22 protein-coding genes and 1 pseudogene are annotated in these 21,722 nt (G+C 73.7%); 13 read left to right on the forward strand and 10 right to left on the reverse strand.

The window, feature by feature from the left end; translation table 11 throughout:
• Positions 1-11 precede the first annotated feature (11 nt).
• Positions 12-98: a potassium-transporting ATPase subunit F gene (locus G7075_RS14605; RefSeq protein ID WP_166124404.1), complete on the reverse strand. Its 87-nt coding sequence runs from the start codon at positions 96-98 to the stop codon at positions 12-14.
• Between the two features lie 96 nt (positions 99-194).
• The gene (locus tag G7075_RS14610; protein WP_166122888.1) at positions 195-956 is read right to left on the reverse strand and encodes an enoyl-CoA hydratase-related protein; all 762 of its coding nucleotides are present in this window, start codon (positions 954-956) and stop codon (positions 195-197) included.
• 204 nt (positions 957-1,160) lie between these two features.
• Between G7075_RS14610 and G7075_RS22965 the strand changes: the two are divergent.
• Positions 1,161-1,826: pseudogene (locus G7075_RS22965) on the forward strand (SGNH/GDSL hydrolase family protein); the annotation flags it as partial.
• A gap of 375 nt (positions 1,827-2,201) precedes the next feature.
• On the opposite strand, the gene G7075_RS14620 reads toward G7075_RS22965, so the two are convergent.
• A complete protein-coding gene (locus G7075_RS14620; protein ID WP_166122890.1) occupies positions 2,202-3,350 on the reverse strand; it encodes a CaiB/BaiF CoA-transferase family protein in 1,149 nt (382 codons plus the stop codon).
• Positions 3,347-4,384: a glucose-6-phosphate dehydrogenase (coenzyme-F420) gene (fgd, locus tag G7075_RS14625; RefSeq protein ID WP_166122892.1), complete on the reverse strand. Its 1,038-nt coding sequence runs from the start codon at positions 4,382-4,384 to the stop codon at positions 3,347-3,349. Before fgd ends, G7075_RS14620 begins: the two co-directional genes overlap by 4 nt.
• Positions 4,385-4,996: 612 nt before the next feature.
• On the opposite strand from fgd, the gene G7075_RS14630 reads away from it, so the two are divergent.
• The 5 genes from G7075_RS14630 to G7075_RS14650 all read left to right on the forward strand — a co-directional run bounded on the left by G7075_RS14630 (position 4,997) and on the right by G7075_RS14650 (position 8,923).
• Positions 4,997-5,305 (forward strand): DUF1345 domain-containing protein, encoded by a 309-nt coding sequence (locus tag G7075_RS14630; RefSeq protein WP_166122894.1) that lies wholly within the window; start codon positions 4,997-4,999, stop codon positions 5,303-5,305.
• A 44-nt stretch (positions 5,306-5,349) separates the two neighbouring features.
• Positions 5,350-6,465 (forward strand): Glu/Leu/Phe/Val dehydrogenase, encoded by a 1,116-nt coding sequence (locus G7075_RS14635; protein ID WP_166122896.1) that lies wholly within the window; start codon positions 5,350-5,352, stop codon positions 6,463-6,465.
• 158 nt (positions 6,466-6,623) lie between these two features.
• Positions 6,624-6,809 (forward strand): DUF3073 domain-containing protein, encoded by a 186-nt coding sequence (locus G7075_RS14640; protein ID WP_166122898.1) that lies wholly within the window; start codon positions 6,624-6,626, stop codon positions 6,807-6,809.
• 99 nt (positions 6,810-6,908) lie between these two features.
• Complete coding sequence (locus tag G7075_RS14645) at positions 6,909-8,396, forward strand: cytosine permease (RefSeq protein WP_166122900.1); 1,488 nt, start codon at positions 6,909-6,911, stop codon at positions 8,394-8,396.
• Entirely contained in the window at positions 8,396-8,923 is a 528-nt protein-coding gene (locus G7075_RS14650; RefSeq protein ID WP_166122902.1) for a cysteine hydrolase family protein, read from the forward strand. The genes G7075_RS14645 and G7075_RS14650 overlap by 1 nt, the downstream gene beginning before the upstream one ends.
• A 4-nt stretch (positions 8,924-8,927) precedes the next feature.
• Here the strand turns inward: G7075_RS14650 and G7075_RS14655 are convergent, their stop codons facing one another.
• Complete coding sequence (locus G7075_RS14655) at positions 8,928-9,329, reverse strand: hypothetical protein (protein WP_166122904.1); 402 nt, start codon at positions 9,327-9,329, stop codon at positions 8,928-8,930.
• A gap of 163 nt (positions 9,330-9,492) precedes the next feature.
• Between G7075_RS14655 and G7075_RS14660 the strand changes: the two genes are divergently transcribed.
• Positions 9,493-10,677: an endonuclease gene (locus G7075_RS14660; protein ID WP_166122906.1), complete on the forward strand. Its 1,185-nt coding sequence runs from the start codon at positions 9,493-9,495 to the stop codon at positions 10,675-10,677.
• Positions 10,678-10,921: 244 nt separating this feature from the next.
• Here G7075_RS14660 and purM read toward each other — a convergent pair whose 3' ends face one another.
• A complete protein-coding gene (gene purM, locus G7075_RS14665) occupies positions 10,922-12,049 on the reverse strand; it encodes a phosphoribosylformylglycinamidine cyclo-ligase (protein WP_166122908.1) in 1,128 nt (375 codons plus the stop codon).
• Between the two features lie 111 nt (positions 12,050-12,160).
• On the opposite strand from purM, the gene G7075_RS14670 reads away from it, so the two are divergent.
• Both G7075_RS14670 and G7075_RS14675 read left to right on the forward strand, forming a co-directional pair.
• The gene (locus G7075_RS14670) at positions 12,161-12,505 is read left to right on the forward strand and encodes a PadR family transcriptional regulator (protein ID WP_166122910.1); all 345 of its coding nucleotides are present in this window, start codon (positions 12,161-12,163) and stop codon (positions 12,503-12,505) included.
• Positions 12,502-13,158, forward strand: a complete 657-nt coding sequence (locus G7075_RS14675) for a hypothetical protein (RefSeq protein WP_166122912.1) — start codon at positions 12,502-12,504, stop codon at positions 13,156-13,158. Before G7075_RS14670 ends, G7075_RS14675 begins: the two co-directional genes overlap by 4 nt.
• Before the next feature lie 39 nt (positions 13,159-13,197).
• On the opposite strand, the gene pntB is transcribed toward G7075_RS14675, so the two are convergent.
• The 3 genes from pntB to G7075_RS14690 form a co-directional block, all read right to left on the reverse strand.
• Entirely contained in the window at positions 13,198-14,601 is a 1,404-nt protein-coding gene (gene pntB, locus G7075_RS14680) for a Re/Si-specific NAD(P)(+) transhydrogenase subunit beta (protein WP_166122914.1), read from the reverse strand.
• The gene (locus G7075_RS14685; protein ID WP_166122916.1) at positions 14,598-16,145 is read right to left on the reverse strand and encodes a Re/Si-specific NAD(P)(+) transhydrogenase subunit alpha; all 1,548 of its coding nucleotides are present in this window, start codon (positions 16,143-16,145) and stop codon (positions 14,598-14,600) included. The genes pntB and G7075_RS14685 overlap by 4 nt, the downstream gene beginning before the upstream one ends.
• Before the next feature lie 150 nt (positions 16,146-16,295).
• Entirely contained in the window at positions 16,296-17,378 is a 1,083-nt protein-coding gene (locus G7075_RS14690) for a hypothetical protein (RefSeq protein ID WP_166122918.1), read from the reverse strand.
• Between the two features lie 129 nt (positions 17,379-17,507).
• Here G7075_RS14690 and G7075_RS14695 point away from each other — a divergent pair, with 129 nt between their 5' ends.
• Together G7075_RS14695 and G7075_RS14700 are read left to right on the forward strand one after the other, a co-directional pair.
• Positions 17,508-17,720, forward strand: a complete 213-nt coding sequence (locus G7075_RS14695) for a hypothetical protein (RefSeq protein ID WP_166122920.1) — start codon at positions 17,508-17,510, stop codon at positions 17,718-17,720.
• 44 nt (positions 17,721-17,764) lie between these two features.
• Positions 17,765-18,085, forward strand: coding sequence for a hypothetical protein (locus G7075_RS14700; protein ID WP_166122922.1), 321 nt, complete (start codon positions 17,765-17,767; stop codon positions 18,083-18,085).
• Between the two features lie 72 nt (positions 18,086-18,157).
• Here G7075_RS14700 and G7075_RS14705 read toward each other — a convergent pair whose 3' ends face one another.
• On the reverse strand, positions 18,158-19,795 hold the full coding sequence (locus G7075_RS14705) for an AMP-binding protein (protein WP_166122924.1): 1,638 nt from the start codon (positions 19,793-19,795) through the stop codon (positions 18,158-18,160).
• A 187-nt stretch (positions 19,796-19,982) separates the two neighbouring features.
• Here G7075_RS14705 and G7075_RS14710 point away from each other — a divergent pair, with 187 nt between their 5' ends.
• Positions 19,983-20,123: a hypothetical protein gene (locus G7075_RS14710; protein WP_166122926.1), complete on the forward strand. Its 141-nt coding sequence runs from the start codon at positions 19,983-19,985 to the stop codon at positions 20,121-20,123.
• A 107-nt stretch (positions 20,124-20,230) separates the two neighbouring features.
• Entirely contained in the window at positions 20,231-21,715 is a 1,485-nt protein-coding gene (locus G7075_RS14715) for a M14 family zinc carboxypeptidase (RefSeq protein ID WP_166122928.1), read from the forward strand.
• The last annotated feature ends 7 nt before the right edge of the window (positions 21,716-21,722 follow it).

The following is a 21,722-nucleotide window of genomic DNA, read 5'->3' on the forward strand; positions in this document are numbered from 1 at the left end:
GGCGGCCCTCCTCAGTACCGGTCCGGGCGCACGAGGGCGTCGAGGAGGTAGCCGAGGAGGAGCAGGCCGATGACGCCCGCGATCAGGTCTTCCCACATGCCGCCCACGACACCAGCGGGACGGGCCGGCGAGCGGTGCGGTGATGCCCCGCTGACGCCGTCTTGACGCGTTCCTGACGCCCGGGCGGCTGCTCCTCAGCGGGCGCGGAACTCCGGGCGGCGCTTCCCGACGAAGGCCGCAGCGCCCTCGCGGTGGTCCTCGGTGACGGCCAGCGCGCGCTGCCCGGCGTCCTCGAGCGCCAGCGCCGCCTCGACGTCCACCGAGGCCGCGTTGACCGCCGCCTTCGTCTCGGCGTAGGCCAGCGTCGGCCCGGTCGCGAACGCCGCGAGCAGCTCCTCGGCCCGGGCCTCGAACCCCTCGCCGGGGACCGCCTCGGCCACCAGGCCCCACGCGGCCGCCGTCCGCCCGTCGAGCGCCTCCCCGGTCAGCGCGAGCCGCATCGCCCGGGCCCGCCCGACCGCGGCGGCCACCAGCGCCGTCGAGCCGCCGTCGGGCATCAGGCCGATGCGGGAGAACGCGAGGACGAACGGTGCCTCCTCGGCGGCGAGCACGTAGTCGCAGGCGAGGGCCATCGGCACCCCGATGCCCGCCGCGACCCCGTGCACCAGCGCGACGACCGGGGTCCGCGACGCCAGCAGCGCCCGCACCAGCTCGGCACCGGCCTCGAGCACCCCCATCGACGCGCCCTCTGCGGTGAGCGGCGCCCCCGAGCAGAACCCGCGACCCTGCCCCGTGAGCGCGATGACGCGCACCGACGGGTCCTCGTCGAGGGACCGGACGGCGGCGGTCACGGCGTCGCACATCTCCGGGTCCACGGCGTTGAGCCGCTCCGGGGCGTCGAGGGTGATCCGGCCGATGGCTCCGTCCGCCTCCACGCGGACCCGTGCGCTGCTCATCGGGCCATCCAACCGCACCCTCGCGTGCGGCGGGCCGGTGCCTCGTGCTGGACTGGGTGGATGCCCACCAGCCCGTCGTCCGTCCCGCTGACCCCGGAGCTCGTCCACGGCGACGCCGAGCTCGAGCGCACCGAGTCCGGCGGGCTCCGTCCGCACCGCCTGCCCGCGTGGGCCCGCGCGCAGAACGCCGACCCCCTGCTGGCGATGAGCGAGGCCCAGCCGTCCGGCGTGCGCATCGTGGCCCTGACCACGGCCCGCGTCGTCGAGCTCGACCTCGTCGTCACCCGGCGCGCCCTGACCGGCGCCCCGCTCAGGGCGCTCGGCACCGTCGACCTCGTCGTCGACGGTGAGGTCGTCGACGGCGTCGAGGTGCCGAACGGCGACCTGCTCACCACCGACGTCTCGACCGGTGTCACCGAGCTGACCCGGGGTGGGCCCGGCACGGTGCGGTTCGCCCTGCCGAGGGGCCGCCAGCGCGTCGAGCTGTGGCTCCCCCACCAGGAGGGCGTCGAGCTGCTCGCCCTGCGCGCCGACGCCCCGCTCGAGCCCGTGCCCGCCGGCGAGCGCGCCCGCTGGGTGCACCACGGCAGCTCGATCAGCCACGGCTCCAACGCCGTGCGGCCCACCGGCACCTGGCCGGCCGTCGCCGCGCGCCGGGCCGGGCTCGACCTCGTCAACCTCGGGTTCGGCGGCTCGGCGGTCCTCGACCCGTTCGTCGCCCGCACGATGCGCGACACCGTCGCCGACGTGCTGAGCGTCAAGGTCGGCATCAACATCGTCGGTGGCGACCTGATGCGCCGGCGCGTCCTCGGGCCGGCGGTGCACGGCTTCCTCGACACGATCCGCGACGGCCATCCCCACACGCCGCTGCTCGTCGTGACGCCGATCCTCTGCCCCATCCACGAGGACACCCCCGGCCCGGGCGCCATCGACCCCGCCGCCCTCGCCGACGGACGACTGGTGTTCACCGCCACCGGCGACCCCGCCGAGGTCGCCCTCGGCAGGCTCAGCCTGCGCGCGGTGCGCGAGGAGCTGGTGCGCGTCGTCGAGCACCGGCGCACCGTCGACCCGAACCTGCACCTCGTCGACGGGCTGGCCCTCTACGGCGAGGCCGATGCGGTCGAGCTACCGCTGCCCGACGCACTGCACCCCGACGCCGCCACGCACGAGTGGATCGGGGAACGGTTCGCGCGCACCGTCTTCGGCGCAGGGGGCTGGTCCCCAGCCGCTGACGCCTGCGACCGGTCAGCCCTGGACGACGGCGCCGGACGCGACGAGCGCCGCGACCTCGTCCTCCCCGAACCCGTGCGCCACCAGCCACGACGTCGTGTCCGCACCCGGTACGGGCTCGGGTCCGGGCAGCCGGGTCGGGTTCTCGGACAGCCGTGGTGGCGTGCGGGGCACCAGGTGCCCGGACCCGTCGTCGACGAACGACCCCCGCGCCACGGCCTGCGGGTGGTGCGCGGCCTCGGCCAGCGACAGCACGGGCGCGACGCACGCGTCGGTGCCCTCGAACAGAGCGGCCCACTCGTCGCGGGTGCGGGCCGCGAAGGCCGCGGTGAACGCCTCGCGCTGCGCCGGCCACGTCGAGGTGTCGTACTGCTCGCCCTCGATGCCGATGCCCAGCCGCTCGACGAGCTCGGCCCAGAACTGCGGCTCCAGCGCGCCCACCGCCACGAACCGGCCGTCGGCACAGGCGTACACGTCGTAGAAGGGCGCGCCACCGTCGAGCAGGTTCGCCTCCCGCTCGTCCCGCCAGACACCCTCGCCCAGCATCGTGTGCACCATCGTCAGCAGGTGCGCGGACCCCTCGGCCATCGCCGCGTCGACGACCTGCCCCCGACCGGTGGTGCCCCGCGCGACGAGCGCCGCCAGCACCCCGGTGACGAGGTAGAGCGACCCGCCGGCGAAGTCGCCGAGGGCCGGGACCGGGGCGATGGGCCGCTCCCGTGGCCCGAGCGCGTGCAGCGTGCCGGACACCGCCGCGTAGGTGATGTCGTGCCCGGCCCGTTGCGCCCACGGACCGTCCTGCCCCCAGCCGGTCATCCGGGCGACGACCAGCCGCGGGTTGGCGGCCAGGAGGTCGCCCGGGGCCAGGCCCAGCCGCTCGAGCACCCCGGGCCGGTAGCCCTCGAGGAGCACGTCGGCGTCGGCCAGCAGGCGCCGGACCACGCCCACCCCGTCCGGGCGCTTGAGGTCGACGGCGATGCTCGGGCGCGAGCGCCGCAGGCCGCCGGACAGGGCCAGCCGGTTCGACTCCCCCGGCCGGTCGACGCGCACGACCTCGGCCCCGAGCTCGGCGAGGTGCATCGCCGCGAACGGCGCCGGGCCGATGCCGCCGAGCTCGACGACGCGCACGCCGTCGAGCGGGCCGGGCGCCCCCGGCTCGGTCACCGCGCCGCGGGGACGAGCTCGCGGATCCCGGGGACGACCTGCTCGGCGAAGGTGCGCAGGAACCGTTCCTGGTCGTGGCCCGGCCCGTGCACGACGAGGTGGTCGAACCCGAGGTCGGTGTAGAACCGCAGTGCCTCGACGACGTCCTCGGGGCGGGAGGCCACGACCCACCGCTTGGCGACCTGCTCGATGGGCAGCTCGTCGGCCGCCTTCTCCATCTCCTCCGGGGAGTGGATGGAGTGCTTCTGCTCCGCGCTGAGCGACAGCGGCGCCCAGAAGCGGGTGTTCTCGAGCGCCTGCTCGGGGTCGGGGTCCCACGACACCTTGACCTCGATCATCCGGTCGATGTCGTCGTGGGCGCGCCCGACCTTGTCGAGCCCCTCGTCGACGGCCGGCACGAGCTGGTCGCGGTAGAGCTCCTCGCCCTTGCCCGAGGTGCAGATGAAGCCGTCGGCGTACCGGCCGGCGTAGCGGGCGACCATCGGCCCGCCGGCCGCCACGTACACCGGCACGGGCTGGTCCGGCCGGTCGTAGATCGCGGCGTCCTCGGTGCGGTAGTACTCGCCCTCGAAGGTGACGCGGTCCTCGGTCCACAGCCGGCGCATGAGGGTGACCGCCTCGCGCAGCCGGCCGAAGCGCTCCTTGAACTCGGGCCACTCGCCCTCGCCGACCGACCCGACGGCGATCTCGTTGAGCGCCTCGCCCGTACCGACGCCGAGCATGATCCGGCCCGGTGCGAGGCAGGCCATCGTCGCGAAGGTCTGGGCGATGACCGGCGGGTTGTACCGGAAGGTCGGCGTCATCACCGAGGTGCCGAGCATGATCCGCTCGGTGCGCGCGGCGACCCACGACATCCAGGCGATGGAGTTCGGCGCGTGGCCACCCTCGAGGCGCCAGGGCTGGAAGTGGTCGGAGATGGTCGCCGAGTCGAAGCCCAGCTCCTCGGCGAGCACCGCGTAACCCGCGAGCTCACCCGGGGCGAACTGCTCCGCCGACGCCTTGTACCCGACCCTGATCCCGCGTGCTCCGGTCATGGCGCCATCCTGCTACACCCGGTCCCGCGGGTGTGGGGGCGCCGGCTCACCTTTCGCCCGACCCCTGTGCCGCCGACCGGGAGGGACGCACTTCGGGTGCGGACCGACCCCCTCGACCGGTCCGCACCCGTGGTGGTGGTGCGCCCCGCGCCACCAACCCCCGGTGGCGCGGGCCCCGCACCTCCGTCTCCCCCGGCGGTGCGTTGGCACCACTGTCCCGGGGGCCGCTACGCGGTCGCTGCGAATCCGCTGCGCGCCCGGGTCCGGTCCCGCGAGACCCGCGCCCGGCTACGGTGTGCGCGTGCGGCCCACCCGTCGGCATCTCCTCTTCGCGGGGGTGCTCGCCGCCCTCGTCGGGGCGCTCGTCCCCCTGCCGCACGGCCTCGGGTGGCCGGCGCACCTGCTCCTCGGCTGGGTCGTCGGCTCCCTCGCCTTCAGCATCCCCGTGCTCGTCCTGTGCCACCGGGCCGACGCCGACGCCACCGAGCGCCACCTCGACGGCGCGGAGGGCGGGCCCACCGAGACCGACGTCATCGTCGTCGTCGCGACCCTGGCCAGCCTCGGCGCGGTCGGCGTCATGCTCCTCGGGAGCAACGGGGCACCCTGGAGTCGGTGCTCGCCGTGCTCGCGGTCGCGGCCGGGTGGCTCGCGGTCCACACCGTCTACGCGCTGCGCTACGCCCGGCACTGGTTCGTCAACGAGCCCGGGTGCGTCGACTTCCCCGGCGACGGCCCACCCCGGTTGTCCGACTTCGTCTACCTGTCCTTCACCCTCGGCATGACCTACCAGGTCTCCGACACCGACCTGCGGACGCCCGCGGTGCGCCGGCTCGTCCTGCGCCACACGCTGCTGGCCTACCTCCTCGGCACGGTCGTCGTGGCGGCGACCATCAACCTCGTCGTGGGGCTCGCCTCGCGCTGAGGCGCCCGGTGCCGGGCCGCCTCCACCGGACTACCGTGGCGGCCATGGCCACCGACCTCATCGACCTCGCCGGCCACGAGCAGGTCGTCTTCTGCTCCGACCCCGACACCGGGCTGCGCGCGATCATCGCCCTGCACTCCACCGCCCTCGGCCCGGGTCTCGGCGGCACCCGCTTCCACCCCTACCCGAGCCTCGACGCCGCGCTCGCCGACGTCCTGCGCCTCTCGCGGGCCATGTCGAGCAAGAACGCGCTGGCCGGCCTCGCCCACGGCGGCGGCAAGGCGGTGATCATCGGCGACCCGCACCGCGACAAGACGCCCGAGCTGCTGCGGGCCTACGGCCGGTTCGTCGAGTCGCTCGGCGGCCGGTACGTCACCGCCTGCGACGTCGGCACGTACGTCGCCGACATGGACGTCGTCGCCGAGGAGACCCGCTGGGCCACCGGCCGCTCCCCCGAGCGCGGAGGCGCCGGCGACTCCTCGGTGCTCACCGCCCTCGGGGTCTTCCAGGGGATGCGGGCCGTCGCGCAGCACGTCTGGGGCGAGCCGACGCTGGCCGGCCGGCGGGTCGGGGTCGCCGGGGTCGGCAAGGTCGGCGCGAAGCTCACCGAGCACCTCCTCGAGGACGGCGCCGAGGTCGTCGTCACCGACGTCGACGACGCCGCGGTGGCCCGGCTGCTCGAGCGCCACCCGCAGGTGGAGGCCGTCGCCGACGCCACCACGCTGGCCCACCTCGAGCTCGACGTCTTCAGCCCCAACGCGCTCGGCGGGGCCCTCGACGACGACACCGTGGCGGCCCTGCGGGCCCGGGTGGTCTGCGGCGGCGCCAACAACCAGCTCGCCGCGCCGGACACGCCCGACCGGCTCGCCGAGCGCGGGGTCGTCTACGCCCCGGACTTCCTCGTCAACGCCGGCGGGGTCATCCAGGTGAGCGACGAGCTGCACGGCTTCGACATGGAGCGCGCGGCCGGCCGCACCCGGGCGATCTTCGAGAGCACGCTCGAGGTCCTGCGCACCGCCGACGCCGAGGGGCTGACGCCCGCCGTGGCCGCCGACCGGCTCGCCGAGCGCCGCATCGCGGCCGGCGGGAGCACCCCGTGGCTGCCCGGGCGGGCCGACGCCGTCCCACAGGACGGGACGGCGACCGAGGAAGGACCCTGACCCGGCCCAGGCGTCGCCGAAGGGTCGCGGACCCATGTATCGTTACCGGCACGATATGCACACCATTCCCGGAGCCGCTCCGCGACGTGGGATGACCCCGACACCGGGGCCGTCCGACCAGCGATGCCGCCCCGGCAGACGCACGAGGGGGTCACGCCATGGGGCGCGGCCGAGCCAAGGCCAAGCAGACGAAGGTCGCCCGCGAGCTGAAGTACTTCAGCCCCGACACCGACCTCTCCGCGCTTGAGCGAGAACTGCACACCCAGACGCACTCGGGCGACACCGCCGACGAGCGCAGCTGGGAGGACGACGACGACGGTCGCTGGGCCGGCGGGCGACGTTGACCCCGCCCTGACCTCGTAGAGGCCCGGCATCCCCGCGGTGCCCGTGCTCCGTGCGTGTGGTGGCTGCCGCACGTCCGCGTCGTCTGACATGCTCGCCCCATGAGCACGTCCACCGCTCCCGCGGCCACGCGCCCGGGCATCGAGACGACCGGTATCGAGATCATCGACGAGGCCGAGCGCACCGCCCGGCCCCGTGACCTCTTCTGGCCGTGGTTCGCGGCCAACGTGTCGGTCTTCGGCATCTCCTACGCCGCGTTCGTCCTCGGCTTCGGCATCTCCTTCTGGCAGTCCGTGCTCGTCACGGTGCTCGGCGTCGTCGTCTCGTTCGCCCTCTGCGGAGTCATCGCGATCGCCGGCAAGCGCGGCTCCGCGCCGACGATGGTCCTGTCGCGGGCGGCCTTCGGCGTCACCGGCCAGAAGGTCCCCGGTGTCATCTCCTGGCTGACCTCGATCGGCTGGGAGACCTTCCTCGCCATCCTCGCGGTGCTCGCCACCTCGACGATCTTCACCCGGCTGGGCTGGGGCGGCGGCACGGCCACCAAGGTCGTGGCCGCGGCGGTCGTCGCCGCCCTCATCGTCGCGGCCTCGGTGGCCGGCTACCACGTCATCATGCGGCTGCAGTCGGTGCTCACCTGGGTCACCGGCATCGTCACCGTCGGGTTCATCCTGCTGACGCTCAAGGACGTCGAGTGGTCGAAGGTCACCGCCCTGCCCGGCGGGTCGGCCCAGGCCGTGGTCGGAGCCCTCGTCCTCGTGATGACCGGCTTCGGGCTCGGGTGGATCAACATCGCCGCCGACTGGTCGCGCTACCAGCGGCGGGACGCCTCGGGCGCCGCGATCGTCGGCTGGAACACCTTCGGCGGGGCCGTCGCCCCCGTCGTGCTCGTCGTCTACGGGCTGCTGCTCGCCGGCTCGGACAAGACGCTCGCCGACGGCATCGGCGCCGACCCCATCGGCACCCTCGCCACGCTGCTGCCCACGTGGCTGCTCGTGCCGTTCCTGCTGGCCGTCATCCTGTCGCTGGTGTCCGGTGCGGTCCTCGGCATCTACTCCTCGGGGCTGACGCTGCTCTCGCTCGGCGTCCGCATCCCCCGGCCGGCCGCCGCCGGGGTCGACGGTGTCATCCTCACCCTCGGCACCATCTGGGTCGTCTTCTTCGCCCAGAGCTTCATCGGCCCGTTCCAGTCCTTCCTCATCACCCTCGGCGTCCCGCTCGCCGCGTGGGCGGGGATCATGATCGCCGACATCGCCCTGCGCCGGCGCGACTACGACGACGACGACCTCTTCGACCCCCGCGGGCGCTACGGCGCCTTCGACTGGGTCTCGATCGGGACGATGGTCGTGGCCTCGCTCGTCGGCTGGGGGCTGGTCGTCAACCTCTTCGCCGCCGACGCGTCGTGGAACAACTGGCAGGGCTACCTGCTCCGCTTCGGGCTCGGCGGCAAGGAGGGCGCGTGGGCCTTCGCCAACCTCGGCGTGCTGCTCGCGCTCGTCATCGGCTTCGGCGTCACGTTCGTCGCCCGGCGCGGCACCGTGCGGCGCCAGGAGCAGGACGCCGGGCTGCGCGTCACGGAGCCGGCGGCCTGATGCCGCGGCGCGACGGCTGGCTGGTGGTCGTCGACCCGCAGGTGGTCTTCGCCGACCCCGGCGCCTCCCCGTGGGGCTCGCCGATGTTCGCCGGTGCCGTGCCGCGGATGCGCGAGCTGGCCGACGACTTCGGGCGGGAGCGCACCGTCGTCACGCGGTTCGTCGCCGACCCGTCCCTCGGCGGCTCGTGGGGTCCGTACTACGACGAGTGGCCGTTCGCGCTGGTCCCCGACGACGACCCGCTGTACGCAGTGGTCCCCGAGCTCGCCGGCGCGGCGGGGCACGTCGTCACGGCAGGGACCTTCGGGAAGTGGCCGGTGCTGCGCGGCCTCCTCGGCACCGACGCCCACGTGACGGTCGCCGGGGTGGCCACCGACTGCTGCGTCGTCTCGACCGTGCTGCCGATGGCCGACGCGGGCGTCACGGTGGTCGTCGACGGTGCGGCCTGTGCCGGCTCGACGCCGGAGAACCACGAGCGGGCCCTCGCCGCGATGGCGCTGTTCGCCCCGCAGGTGACGGTGCGCTGACCGCTCAGCCGATGCCGGCGAGCGGGAGGAGGAGCGCGCCGAACACGGTGCCGACGAGGGCGGCCACCAGCCCCACGAGCCGCGGGTGGAACAACTGGTCCCGCACGAGCAGGGCCAGGGCCGCGAAGCCGGTGCACCAGCCGACGAGGACGCCGGGGAGGACGAGGGCGGAGACACCGAGCAGGCCACGCGGGTCGACCCCGCCGATCGCGTCGAGGAACCACACCACGACGACGAGCAGACCGAGGGTCGGCACGGCGAGGCCGCCGGCGGCCCAGCGCCGTGCCGTCGTGATGCGCGAGTCGGGCGTCGCGCCGTGGCGCGGGGCGTCGAAGACCATGGGGACGCGGCGCGCCGGGGGCGCCGACGGACGGCGGGCGGGGACGGAGGGCGGCGGGTCGACCATCCCCCGAGCGTGGCCGCGCGGAGGCGAGTCCGTCATGGGGCGTCGTACTCATCCGGGCCGCCGCTGTTGACCGGGCCGTGGTCGAGTCCTGACCGAATCCTTGACCCCAGCAGACCCCCGCCCGACGAGTGCTCCGGCAGGGTCGGGGACCGTGACCCGACAGATGACCCCCACCGCCCCGACCGGGCGCCGCCGCACCACCTCGTGGCTCGCGCTGGCCTCCGCCCTCGTCGTCCTCCTCGGCCTCTCGGTCCCGGCGTCGGAGGCGGCCACCCCGCTGACCGTCGCGCAGGCCGTCGCGAGCCAGGACGGCACGAGCCGGTCCGTCCGCGGCTACGTCGTCGGCCAGCCGACCGCGACGAGCACCGTCGTGCGCTCGGGCTTCCCCAGCGACTACGCCCTGGCCATCGCCGACACCGCGTCGGAGACCGGCACGTCGCGGATGCTCTACGTGCAGCTGCCGACGGCCCTGCGCTCGCAGTGGGGCCTCAAGACCAACCCGACGCTGCTGGGGAAGCAGGTCGACGTCACCGGCGCCCTCGCCGCGTACTTCTCGCACCCCGGGATGACGGGGACCTCGACGATCGCCGCCGCCGGCACCGGCGGGACGGGTGGCGGCACCGGCGGAGGCACGGGTGGTGGCACCGGCACGAGCCCGTGGGACGGCACGTACTACGCACCGGCCATCGGCAAGACCGGGACGGCACTGAAGTCGACGCTGCACGGCATCATCGACGACCAGACGAAGCTCACCTACGACCAGGTCTGGACCGCGCTCAAGGACACCGACCAGGACCCGAACAACACGAACAACGTCATCGAGATCTACTCGGGACGCTCGATCGCCAAGTCCGACAACGGTGGTGGCGTCGACCAGTGGAACCGCGAGCACGTCTGGGCCAAGTCGCACGGTGACTTCGGCACCGCCACCGGGCCGGGCACCGACGTCCACCACCTGCGGCCCGAGGACGTCACCGTCAACTCCACGCGCGGCAACCTCGACTTCGACGACGGCGGCAGCGCCGTGAGCCAGTGCACCGGGTGCCTCTCGGATGCCGACTCGTTCGCGCCGCGCGACGCCGTCAAGGGCGACGTCGCCCGGATGATCTTCTACATGGCCGTCCGCTACGAGGGGGACGACGGGTGGGCGAACCTCGAGATGAACAACTCGGTCGGCAACGGCAGCGCCCCGTCCATCGGCAAGCTGTCGGTGCTGCTCCAGTGGAACGCCCAGGACCCGGTCGACGCCTTCGAGATGCGCCGCAACGACCGCATCTTCGAAGCGTGGCAGCACAACCGCAACCCGTTCGTCGACCACCCCGAGTGGGCGGCCGCCATCTGGGGCTGACCCCACCCCGAGTGGGCGCCCGCCATCCGGGGCCGACCCACCCCGAGTGGGCGTCCGTCATCCGGGGCTGACCCCTCACCGAGCCGCCGGCCGTCCACCGCGGGAGACCTGTCCTCCGACCCGCGGTGGGCGGCCGGCCCTCTCCTCCCCGCCCCTCCCCACTCGACTCATTGCCCAGAACCCACCTCGAGAGGGCCGAAAACGGCCTCCCGCGGTGGGTTCTGGGCAATAAGTGGGGAGCAGGTCAGGGGGTGGGGTGGTCGCCGACGAGCTCGACGGAGCCGCCGTCGACGCCCTTGGCGCCGCGCACGACCTCACCGGCGGCGACGTCGGCGGCCGAGCCGTCGGACACCTCGCCCATGACCCACGTGCCGATGCCCCGCGCCGTCAGGTGCGCGGTCGCCGCGTCGACCGAACCGGCCGGCAGCACCGCGACGAACCCGACCCCCATGTTCAGCGTGCGCTCGAGGTCGGCGCGCGGCACGTTGCCGAGGGTCCCGACCGTGGAGAACACGGCGGGCGGCGTCCAGGAGGCGCGGTCGAGCCGGGCGTGCACGTGCGACGGCAGCACGCGCGCCAGGTTCGCCGCCAGGCCACCGCCGGTGACGTGCGAGAGCGCGTGGATGTCGACCCCGTCGAACCGGACGAGGTCGAGCAGGTCGGCGGCGTAGACGCGGGTCGGCTCGAGCAGCTCCTCGCCGAGGGTGCGCCCGAACTCGTCGACGTGGCGGTCGAGGGCCCATCCGGCATGGGCCACGACCCGCCGCACGAGCGAGTAGCCGTTGGAGTGCAGCCCGCTGCTGGCCAGCCCGAGCACGACGTCGCCGACCTCGACCCGCTGCGGCCCGAGGACCTCGTCGTGCTCGACGACACCCGTGGCCGCCCCCGCGACGTCGTACTCGTCCGGGTCGAGGAGGCCGGGGTGCTCGGCGGTCTCGCCCCCGACGAGGGCGACCCGGGCCTGCTCGCACGCTCGGGCGATGCCACCGACGATGGCCGCGATCCGCTCGGGAACCACCTTGCCGCAGGCGATGTAGTCGGTCATGAACAGCGCCTCGGCGCCGCAGACCACGATGTCGTCGACGACCATCCCGACGAGGTCGAACCCGATGGTGTCGTGCCGGTCGAGGGCCTGGGCGATGGCGACCTTGGTGCCGACGCCGTCGGTCGAGGTCGCGAGCACCGGCCGGCGGTAGGACGCGAGCGCGCTGGCGTCGAACATCCCGGCGAAGCCGCCGAGGCCGCCGAGCACCTCGGGGCGGGTGGCGCGGCGCACCGACTCCTTCATCAGCTCGACGGCCTGGTCGCCGGCCTCGACGTCGACACCCGCCGCGGCGTAGGTGATGGACGTCGGCCGCTCGGTGTCGCTCACGCCCGGAAGCCTACCGAGGCGGAGCGGCCCGCCCGGCGTCGAGTCGAGTGCTGACGCGGTCGCCCGGACGACCGCTTCCGCACTCGACTCCGATCCGGTACCTTGTGACGCATGGAACCCGGCGACAGCGCCATCCTGACGCACCTGCGTCGTGGCGCCCTCGAGCACTGCGTCCTCGCGCTGCTCGACGCCGAGCCGATGTACGGCCTCGACATCGCCCGACGCCTCGGGGACGACGGCGTGCTGCTCGCCGGCGAGGGCACGCTCTACCCGTTGCTGTCCCGGCTGCGGAAGCAGGGGCTCGTCGAGACCACCTGGGCCGAGTCGAGCGCCGGGCCGCCCCGCCGCTACTACGCCCTCACCGCGCAGGGGCAGGTCGCCCTCGCCACCTTCCGGCGCACCTGGAAGACCTTCCGGGACGCGGTCGACACCACACTCCGCGGAGGACACCCGTGAACAGCTCCGACACCCGCGTCGGCTCCTACCTCGACGACCTCGCCCGGATGCTCGCCGACCTCGACCCCGCCGACCGCGACGAGGTGCTGGCCGGCGTCCGCGAGCACCTCGACGCCACCCTGTCCGAGCACCCCGACGACCCGGCCGCCGTCGACGCCGCGCTGCTGCGCCTGGGCCCGCCCGAGCAGGTCGCCGCCCAGGCCAGGGCCGAGCTCACCCCCGAGGTGTCGTCCTCGCCCCCGCCGCCGGCCCGGGGCTGGCTGGTCGCGGCCCTGGTCCTGCTGCTCGTCACGAGTGCACCGTTCACCCTCGGGACGGCGGTGCAGCGGGTGGTCGAGCTGGCGTCGCGCGATGCCCCGGAGTCGATGTTCGGGCTCTCGCCCCTCCTGCCCACCGCGCCGCTCATGGTGCTCACGTGGCCCCTCTGGATCGGCGGGATGGCCTGCGCCTTCGTGGCCCGACGACGTGCCCCGCGCACCTGGGGCCTGCTGCTCGCGATCGGTCCGGTCGCGTTCCTGGGCTCGTGGGTCTTCATGTTCTGGCGCGAGCCCGACGTGCTGAGCGCGGTCGTCGCCATCGTCGCCTGCGCGGCCCTGACGGTGCTGCCCGTCGTCGTCGCCCAGCGGGTCTGGCGCGAGGGCCGCACCCCCTGACCCGCGTCGGGCCCGACCCGGACCGCGGGCGACCGCGGGTCAGAGGGCCTTGAGGATGTCCTCGACCCGCTCCTTGGCGTCGCCGAAGAGCATCTGGGTGTTGTCGCGGAAGAACAGCGGGTTCTGCACGCCTGCGTACCCAGTGGCCATCGAGCGCTTGAAGACGATGACGTCCTTGGCCTCCCAGACGCGCAGGACGGGCATGCCGGCGATCGGGGAGGTGGGGTCCTCGGCGGCGGCGGGGTTGACCGTGTCGTTGGCGCCGATGACGAGGACGACGTCGGTGTCGACGAGGTCGTCGTTGACCTCGTCCATCTCGAGGACGATGTCGTAGGGCACCTTGGCCTCGGCGAGCAGCACGTTCATGTGCCCGGGCAGCCGGCCCGCGACAGGGTGGATGCCGAAGCGCACCTCGACCCCGTCGGCGCGCAGCCGCTTGGTGAGGTCGGCGACGGCGTGCTGGGCCTGGGCGGTGGCCATCCCGTAGCCGGGCGTGATGACGACCGAGCGTGCGGAGGACAGCAGCGCGGCGGCCCCCTCGGCGGTGACCTCGCGGTGCTCGCCGTAGTCGGTGTCGTCGGAGGCCGCCGTGCCGGCCTCGACCCCGAAGCCGCCCGCGATGACCGAGATGAACGAGCGGTTCATGGCGCGGCACATGATGTACGACAGGTACGCACCGGACGAGCCGACCAGGGCGCCGGTGATGATCAGCAGGTCGTTGCTCAGGAGGAAGCCCGCCGCCGCGGCCGCCCATCCGGAGTAGCTGTTGAGCATCGAGACGACGACCGGCATGTCGCCGCCGCCGATCGAGGCCACGAGGTGCCAGCCCAGCCCGAGGGCGAGCAGCGTGACGAGCCCGAGCAGCAGGTGCCGGACGAACACCGCGTGGTCGGGCACGGCGACGTAGACGACGGTGAGCACGACGAACCCGGCGAGCGCCCCGAGGTTGATCCAGTTGCGCCCGGGCAGCATCAGCGGGCGCGACGAGATGCGCGCCGACAGCTTGAGGTAGGCGACGATCGAGCCGGTGAAGGTCACCGCGCCGATGAAGACGCCGACGAAGACCTCGACGTCGTGGATGGTCGGGTAGGCCACGAGCTCGTAGGAGGAGTTCCAGCCCACGAGCACGGCCGCGAGCCCGACGAAGCTGTGCAGCATCGCGATGAGCTCGGGCATCCCGGTCATCTCGACCTTGCGGGCGCGGTCGAGGCCGATGGCGGCGCCGATGCCCATCGCGACGACGATGAGCAGCAGCCCCAGCCACCCCGACCCGCCGCTGCCGGCCGTGGCCGCGAGCACCGTGGCGACGAGCGCGACGGTCATCCCCACGACGCCGAAGCGGTTGCCGTTGCGGGCGGACTCGTGCCGGGAGAGGCCGGCGAGGGCGAGGATGAACAGCAGGCCGGCGACGATGTACGCGCCCTGGACCAGGGTGGCGCTCATCGGACCGGCTCCTCGCGCTTGAACATCTCGAGCATTCGGGCCGTCACCCGGAACCCGCCGAACACGTTGATGCTCGCGACGAGGATGCCGACGAAGGCCAGCACGGAGACCGCGACGCTGTCGTGGCCCACCTGGAGCAGCGCACCGACGACGATGATGCCGCTGATCGCGTTGGTGACGCTCATGAGCGGGGTGTGCAGCGCGTGGTGCACGTTGCCGATGACGTAGAACCCGATGACGACCGACAGCATGAAGACCATGAAGTGGCCGAGGAACGGCTGCGGGGAGAACGCCGAGACGAGCAGGAACAGGACCGCGCCGGCGCCGGCCAGCGCCAGCTTCGTGCTCCGCGGCATCGGCTCCTTGACCGGCTTCGCGGGCGCCGCAATGGTCGCGACGTCGGTGCCGGTGGGCGCCGCGCTCACCTGGACGGGCGGCGGGGGCCAGAGCACGGTGCCCTCGTGGGCGACGGTCATCCCGCGCTGGACGACGTCGTCGAGGTCGAGGTGCACCTCGCCGTCCTTGGCGGGCGTCAGCAGCTTGAGGAGGTTGACGAGGTTGGTGCCGAACAGCTGGCTGGCCTGGGTCGGCAGCCGCCCCGGCAGGTCGGTGTAGCCGAGGATCGTGACGCCGTTCGCCGTGACGACCTTCTCGCCCGCGACGCTGCCGGCGACGTTGCCGCCGTTGGCCGCGGCCATGTCGACGATGACCGAGCCCGGCTTCATCGAGGCGACCATCTCCTCGGTGAGCAGCCGCGGCGCCGGCCGGCCCGGGATGAGGGCCGTGGTGATGACGATGTCGACGTCGGCGGCCTGCGCGGCGTAGAGCGCGGCGGCCTTGGCGTCGAAGTCGGCGCTGGTCTCCTTGGCGTAGCCGTCGGCGCTCGGGCCGCCGTCCTCGACCTCGATGCGCAGGAACTCGGCACCCATCGACTCGACCTGCTCGGCGACCTCGGGCCGGGCGTCGAAGGCGCGCACCACCGCGCCGAGGCTGTTCGCCGTGCCGATGGCCGCCAGCCCGGCGACCCCCGCGCCGACGACGAGCACCTTGGCCGGGGGGACCTTGCCGGCCGCGGTGACCTGACCGGTGAAGAACGACCCGAACTCGTGCGCGGCCTCGATGACCGCACGGTACCCGCCGATGTTGGCCATCGACGACAGCACGTCGAGCGACTGCGCCCGGCTGATGCGCGGCACGGCGTCCATCGCCATCGCCGTGACGCCACGGGCGGCGAGCGCCTCGACGAGCTCGGGGGACAGGGCGGGGGCCATCAGCGAGGCGACGAGCTGGCCGGAGCGCAGCCGCTCGATCTCGGCGTCGGTGGGCGCGGTGACCTTGAGGACCACGTCGGCGTTCCACACCGCGTCGTCGATGACGTCGGCCCCGGCCGCCCGGTACGCGTCGTCGTCGAAGCTCGCGGCCGCGCCGGCCCCCGACTCGACGAACACGGTGTAGCCGAGGGAGAGCAGCTGCTCGACGGTCTTCGGGGTCGCGGCGACGCGGGTCTCCCCGGGTCGGGACTCACGGGGCACACCGATGCGCACTGGGCTTCCTCTCCGGCGGGGACGGTCCCGCACGAACCTAGCCTGTCGGGCCCGACGGGGCACGGAGGGTGTCACCCGCACCACATGCCGGACGCGCCGGACCCGTGGTCGGGTCCGGCGCGTCCGTCGTCGCTCGGGTGGGCGGGCCGATCAGCCCTCGGAGCGGTGGAACCCGCTGCGCTCGGCCGCGCCCTGGTCGTAGAACCAGACGTCGGCGGTGGCCTCGTCGTAGCCCGCGTCGCCGGGCAGGCGGTAGGTCATCGTGTCGCGGTAGGCCTGCACCGGGTGGTCCATCGGCTGGGCGCCGTCGTCGATGGCCGCCGCCGAGCCCATGCCGTAGCCGCCGTCGCGGATCTCGTGGAACTCGGAGACGCGCCGCGGGCTGGTGGCGGCCGGCTCCTCGTCGGTGTGGTCGGCGGGCGCGTCGCCCTCGTCGGTGGAGGAGGTCTCGGGCTCGGCCGGCGCCTGCTCCTCGACCGGCTCGTCGGCCGGCTCCTGCACCTCGACCGGCTCATCGGCCGTCTCCTGCTCCTCGGCCCGCTCGACGACCTCGGGGTGCACCGGCTCCATGCCGACGGCGGCCGCGTCGCGGTCCATCTGCTCGCGCTCGGCGGCCAGCTCGTCGGCCCGGTCGCCGGTCTCGGCGAGCAGCTCGCCCTCGTCGGCCGACCAGTCCCGCTCGGGGGTCGGGTCATACGCCTCGGCCTCGTGCGCCGCCGGCTCCTCGGGCTCGGTGAAGGCACCGGGGCCCGGGTCCTCGGCGACCTCCGAACCCTCGGCCACCTCGTCGGTCGCGGCCTCGTCGGTCGCGGCCTCGTCGGCTGCGGCGGCGTCGGCCGGCGACTCGTCAGCGGCGTCGTCGGACGGGGTGTCGTCGGACGGCGACCCCTCGTCGGAGGCGTGCGGGCCACCCCACTCGCCGGGGGGTGCCGCGGCGTCGGTCGCGGCCGTGGGGGTGGTGTCGTCGACCTCGGGCTGCTCGTCCATGTGCTCCCCGGTACCCGCCCGGGAGGCCCCCCACACGTACGGCTCCTCCTCGGCGTCGTCGCCGGTGTCGCCGTCGCGGAAGTCGGTGGCGGCGGCGATCCGGGCGCTGCGCTCCTCGGACTGGGGGTCCTGCGCGGCCGGCTCCTGCTCGGGCGCCTCGACGGGGGTGGACTCGTCGGCCCCCGGCTCCTCGACGACCACATCCTCGGCCACCGGCTCCTCGACCGCGGGGGACTCCTCGGACACGGGCTCCTCGGCCACCGGCTCGCCCCGCCCACGGGCTCCTCGACCGCGGGGGACTCCTCGGACCACGGCTGCGCGGGCTCGGGCTCCTCGACGGCCGGCCCCCGGACGGCGACGCCCTCGTCGCGGCCCATGACGGCGGCCCCCGCCGCACCGGGCACGGGCGCGGCCGGGCTGCCGGCCCACGCCGCGCGCTCGGCCTCCTCGCGCATCTGGCGGGCCTCGGCCCGGGTCATCGGACGACGCCCGGCCTCGTCCGACGCGTCGACGTCGGGGTCGACCTCGTCGGCGCGGGCGAGCAGCGAGCGGTGGTCGTCGCGGGTCACCTCGACGGTCTCGCGGTAGCCCGAGGCCTCCGCGGCGAGCCGGTCGGCCTCGGCCTGCGCGACGTGCGCCCGGTCCTCGGCCTGCTCGGCGAAGGCCTGCTGGCCGGCGAGCGTCCCCGCGACCCCCTCGGCCTGGGCCCGCAGCCCCGCCGCCTCGGCGCGCGCGCCGTCCTTGCGGGCCGCCGAGCGTCGCACGAGCAGCCAGACGAGGACGACCGCCACGACGACGACGGCGAGGAGGACGAGGAGCTGGGGGGTGGTCATGCGGACTTCCTGTCGTCGGGACACCGAGGTGTCGGCATCGGCGGACAACCTACCGTCGGGACCGTGGCCGGACCCCGGCGGGTGACGCCGTCATCGCTTCCCCTGCGCTGGGAAACCTAGGCCCTGCCGTGCCGCCGCGCCACCCCCGCGCACAGGGGTGGGACGGGTCCTCCCACGCGGTGTCGTCGCTGGTCAGAGGCCGAGCTCGGCGACGGTCTCCTCACGCATCTCGACCTTGCGGACCTTGCCGGTGACGGTCATCGGGAACTCCTCCACCACCTTGACGTAGCGCGGCACCTTGTAGTGAGCGAGCTGCCCGTCGCAGAAGGCCCGCACGGCCTCGGCGGTCAGCGGCTCGGCGCCCTCCCTCATCCGGATCCAGGCGCACAGCTCCTCGCCGTAGCGCGCGTCCGGGACGCCGATGACCTGGGCGTCGAGCACGTCGGGGTGGGTGTAGAGGAACTCCTCGACCTCGCGGGGGTACACGTTCTCGCCACCGCGGATGACCATGTCCTTGATCCGTCCGGTGATCTGCACGAAGCCCTCGTCGTCCATGACGGCGATGTCGCCCGTGTGCATCCAGCCGTCGACGAGCACCTCGGCGGTCTTCTCCGGCTCCTCCCAGTACCCGAGCATCACCGAGTAGCCCTTGGTGCAGAACTCGCCCGGCACCCCCCGCGGCAGCGTCTCGCCGGAGAGCGGGTCGACGACCTTGATCTCCAGGTGCGGGTGCACCGACCCCACCGTGTTGACCTTCTGCTCGAAGGTGTCGTCGGTGTGGTTCTGCGTCGACACCGGCGAGGTCTCGGTCATGCCGTAGCAGATGGTCATCTCCTCGATGCCCGACTCGATGAGCTTGGTCATCATCGAGGCCGGGCACGGCGAGCCGGCCATGATGCCGGTGCGTACGGACGACAGGTCGTAGGAGCCGAAGTCCGGCAGGGCCCACTCGGCGATGAACATCGTCGGCACGCCGTAGAGGGAGGTGCAGCGCTCCTCGGCGACGGCGGCCAGCGTCGTGGCGGGGTCGAAGCCGGGCGCCGGGATGACCATGCAGGCGCCGTGGGTGAGCGCCGCGAGGTTGCCCATGACCATCCCGAAGCAGTGGTAGAAGGGCACCGGGATGCAGATCCGGTCGACCTCGGTGTACCCGCAGGTCTCGCCGACGAGGTATCCGTTGTTGAGGATGTTGTGGTGCGAGAGCGTCGCGCCCTTCGGGAAACCCGTTGTGCCCGAGGTGTACTGGATGTTGATGGGGTCGTACGGGTCGAGCTCGCGCTGGAGCAGGGTGAGCCGCTCGGGGCTGACCTCGCCGGCCCGGTCGAGCAGCGCGGTCCACGACTCGCGGCCGATGACGACGACCTGCTCGAGGTCGGGGCACTCGGGGCGCGCGGCCTCGACCATCGCCACGTAGTCGGACGTCTTGAACGACTCGGCCGTCACGAGCATCCGGATGCCCGCCTGGCGCAGCACGTAGGTCAGCTCGTGGGTGCGGTAGGCCGGGTTGATGTTCACGAGCACGGCGCCGATCTTGGCCGTCGCGAACTGGGTGAGCACCCACTGCGAGCAGTTCGGGGCCCAGATGCCGACCCGGTCGCCCTTCACGAGCCCGGTGGCGGCGAGCCCCCGGGCCAGCCGGTCGACCTCGGCCCCCAGCTCGGCCCACGTCATCCGCACGCCCTGCGCCCGGTCGACCAGCGCGTCCCGCTCCGCGTGGGCGGCGACGGTGGCGTCGAGGTTGTCCCCGATCGTCTGCTCGAGCAGGGCCGGCTCGAGCGCTCCGACCGCGTGCGAGGCCTGCCGCTCCTGCGGGTCCGAGGTCGTCGTCATCGTCATCCCTTCGCGGCGGTACGGGTCCACCCCAGCCAACACGCCCGCGCGGGTCCGGGCAACCACCGGCCCCCACGCGGACCGTGAGTACCCGCTTGGTCAACGGCAGGTCGATCGAACGTAAAGACTTCGCATGGGGTCGACGAAGTGCCCGGCGGCGCGGTCTGCGCACCCCTACGGTCCCGCCATGAGCTTCCGCACCGGAGCCGTCACCGCGATCCTGACGGCCACCCTCCTCGCCACCACGGCGGCCACGGCCGTCTCCGCTCCGGCCGCCCCCGGGGCGACGGCCTCGGCGTCCTGCGCGTCTCCACGACCACCCCCCTGAGCACCGCAGCCCGCCTCCAGGCCGCCGGCTTCGACCTCGTCGAGTCGCGTATCGGCACCGACCTGCTCGTCGTCGGCGACACGACCGTCCGGACCCGCCTGGCGCGGATGGGTTACCGGGTCACGCTGCACCAGACCGCGCCCCGCACCGAGCGTCCGGTGCGGACGGCGAGCACGTCGCGCACGACCGGCCTCGCCGCCGGGGCGACGACGTTCTACGGCGGGTACCGCACGGCGGACGAGTACGTGCAGCACCTGTCCGACGTCGCGACCGCGCACCCGGACCTCGCCGTGACCCAGGACGTCGGCGACTCCTGGCGCAAGACGCAGGGCCTGTCCACCGGCAACGACCTCGTCGCGATCTGCCTCACGAAGCAGCAGCCCGGCGACTGCCAGCTCTCCCCCACCTCGACCAAGCCGCGCTTCCTGCTGATCGGCGCCGTCCACGCCCGCGAGCTGTCGGCCTCCGAGCTCTCGAGCCGCTTCGTCGACCTGCTCGCCGACGGCTACGGCACCGACGCCGAGGTGACCTCGCTGCTCGACTCCACCGAGGTGTGGGTCATCCCGGTGGGCAACCCCGACGGCCGCGAGATCGTCGAGCAGGGCACCACCTCCCCGTACCTGCAGCGCAAGAACGCGAACAACTCGCTCGGCGCCTGCGCCGTGCCGCCGACCTCGAGCAACCAGCACGGCGTCGACCTCAACCGGAACTTCACGTGGAAGTGGGGCGGCACCGGCACCTCGACCAACCCGTGCGACCAGACCTTCCGCGGGTCGGCCGCCGGCAGCGAGCCCGAGACCGTGGCCCTCTCGCAGCTGATGACGACGCTCTACCCGGACCAGCGCGGCCCGCTGCTCACCGACGCTGCCCCGCTCACCACGCCGGGCTACATGCTCACGCTGCACAGCTACGCGAACATGCACGTCATCCCCTGGGGCGACACGACGACCAAGGCCCCGAACGACGCCGGGATGCGCTCGGCCGCCTTCCGCGCCAGCTACTACAACGGCTACCAGACCGGCCAGCCCGGCGAGATCCTCTACACGGTGACCGGCTCGACCGACGACTACCTCTACGGCGAGCGCGGTGTCGCGGCCTCGACGATGGAGGTCGGCCCGAGTTCCGGCACGTGCAGCGGCTTCACCCCGGCCTACTCGTGCCAGACGACGTTCTGGACGGCCAACAAGCCGGCGATCATGTACCTCGCCAAGGCCGCCCGCGCGCCCTACCAGCTCTCGCTCGGCCCGACGACGAGCTCGGTCACCGCGCCGACGACGACGGTGACCGCCGGGGCCACGTTCAGCCTGACGGCCACCGGCAACGACAACGCCTACGGCACCTCGGGCGTCGGCAAGCCCGCCGCCCAGACCGTCAACGCCGGCCGGTACTTCGTCGACACGGCGCCGTGGGCCGGTGGCACGGCCGTCGCGATGACCGCCAACGACGGGTCGTGGAACTCCACGTCGGAGGTCGCGAAGGCGACGGTCCCCACGACCGGCCTGGCCGCCGGACGCCACCAGCTGTGGGTCCAGACCCGCGACAGCGCCGGCAACTGGGGTCCGGCGACGTCGGTGTTCGTCACCGTCGGCTGACCCGACC

Source organism: Phycicoccus sp. HDW14, assembly GCF_011383005.1.
Taxonomy (GTDB): Bacteria; Actinomycetota; Actinomycetes; order Actinomycetales; family Dermatophilaceae; genus Phycicoccus.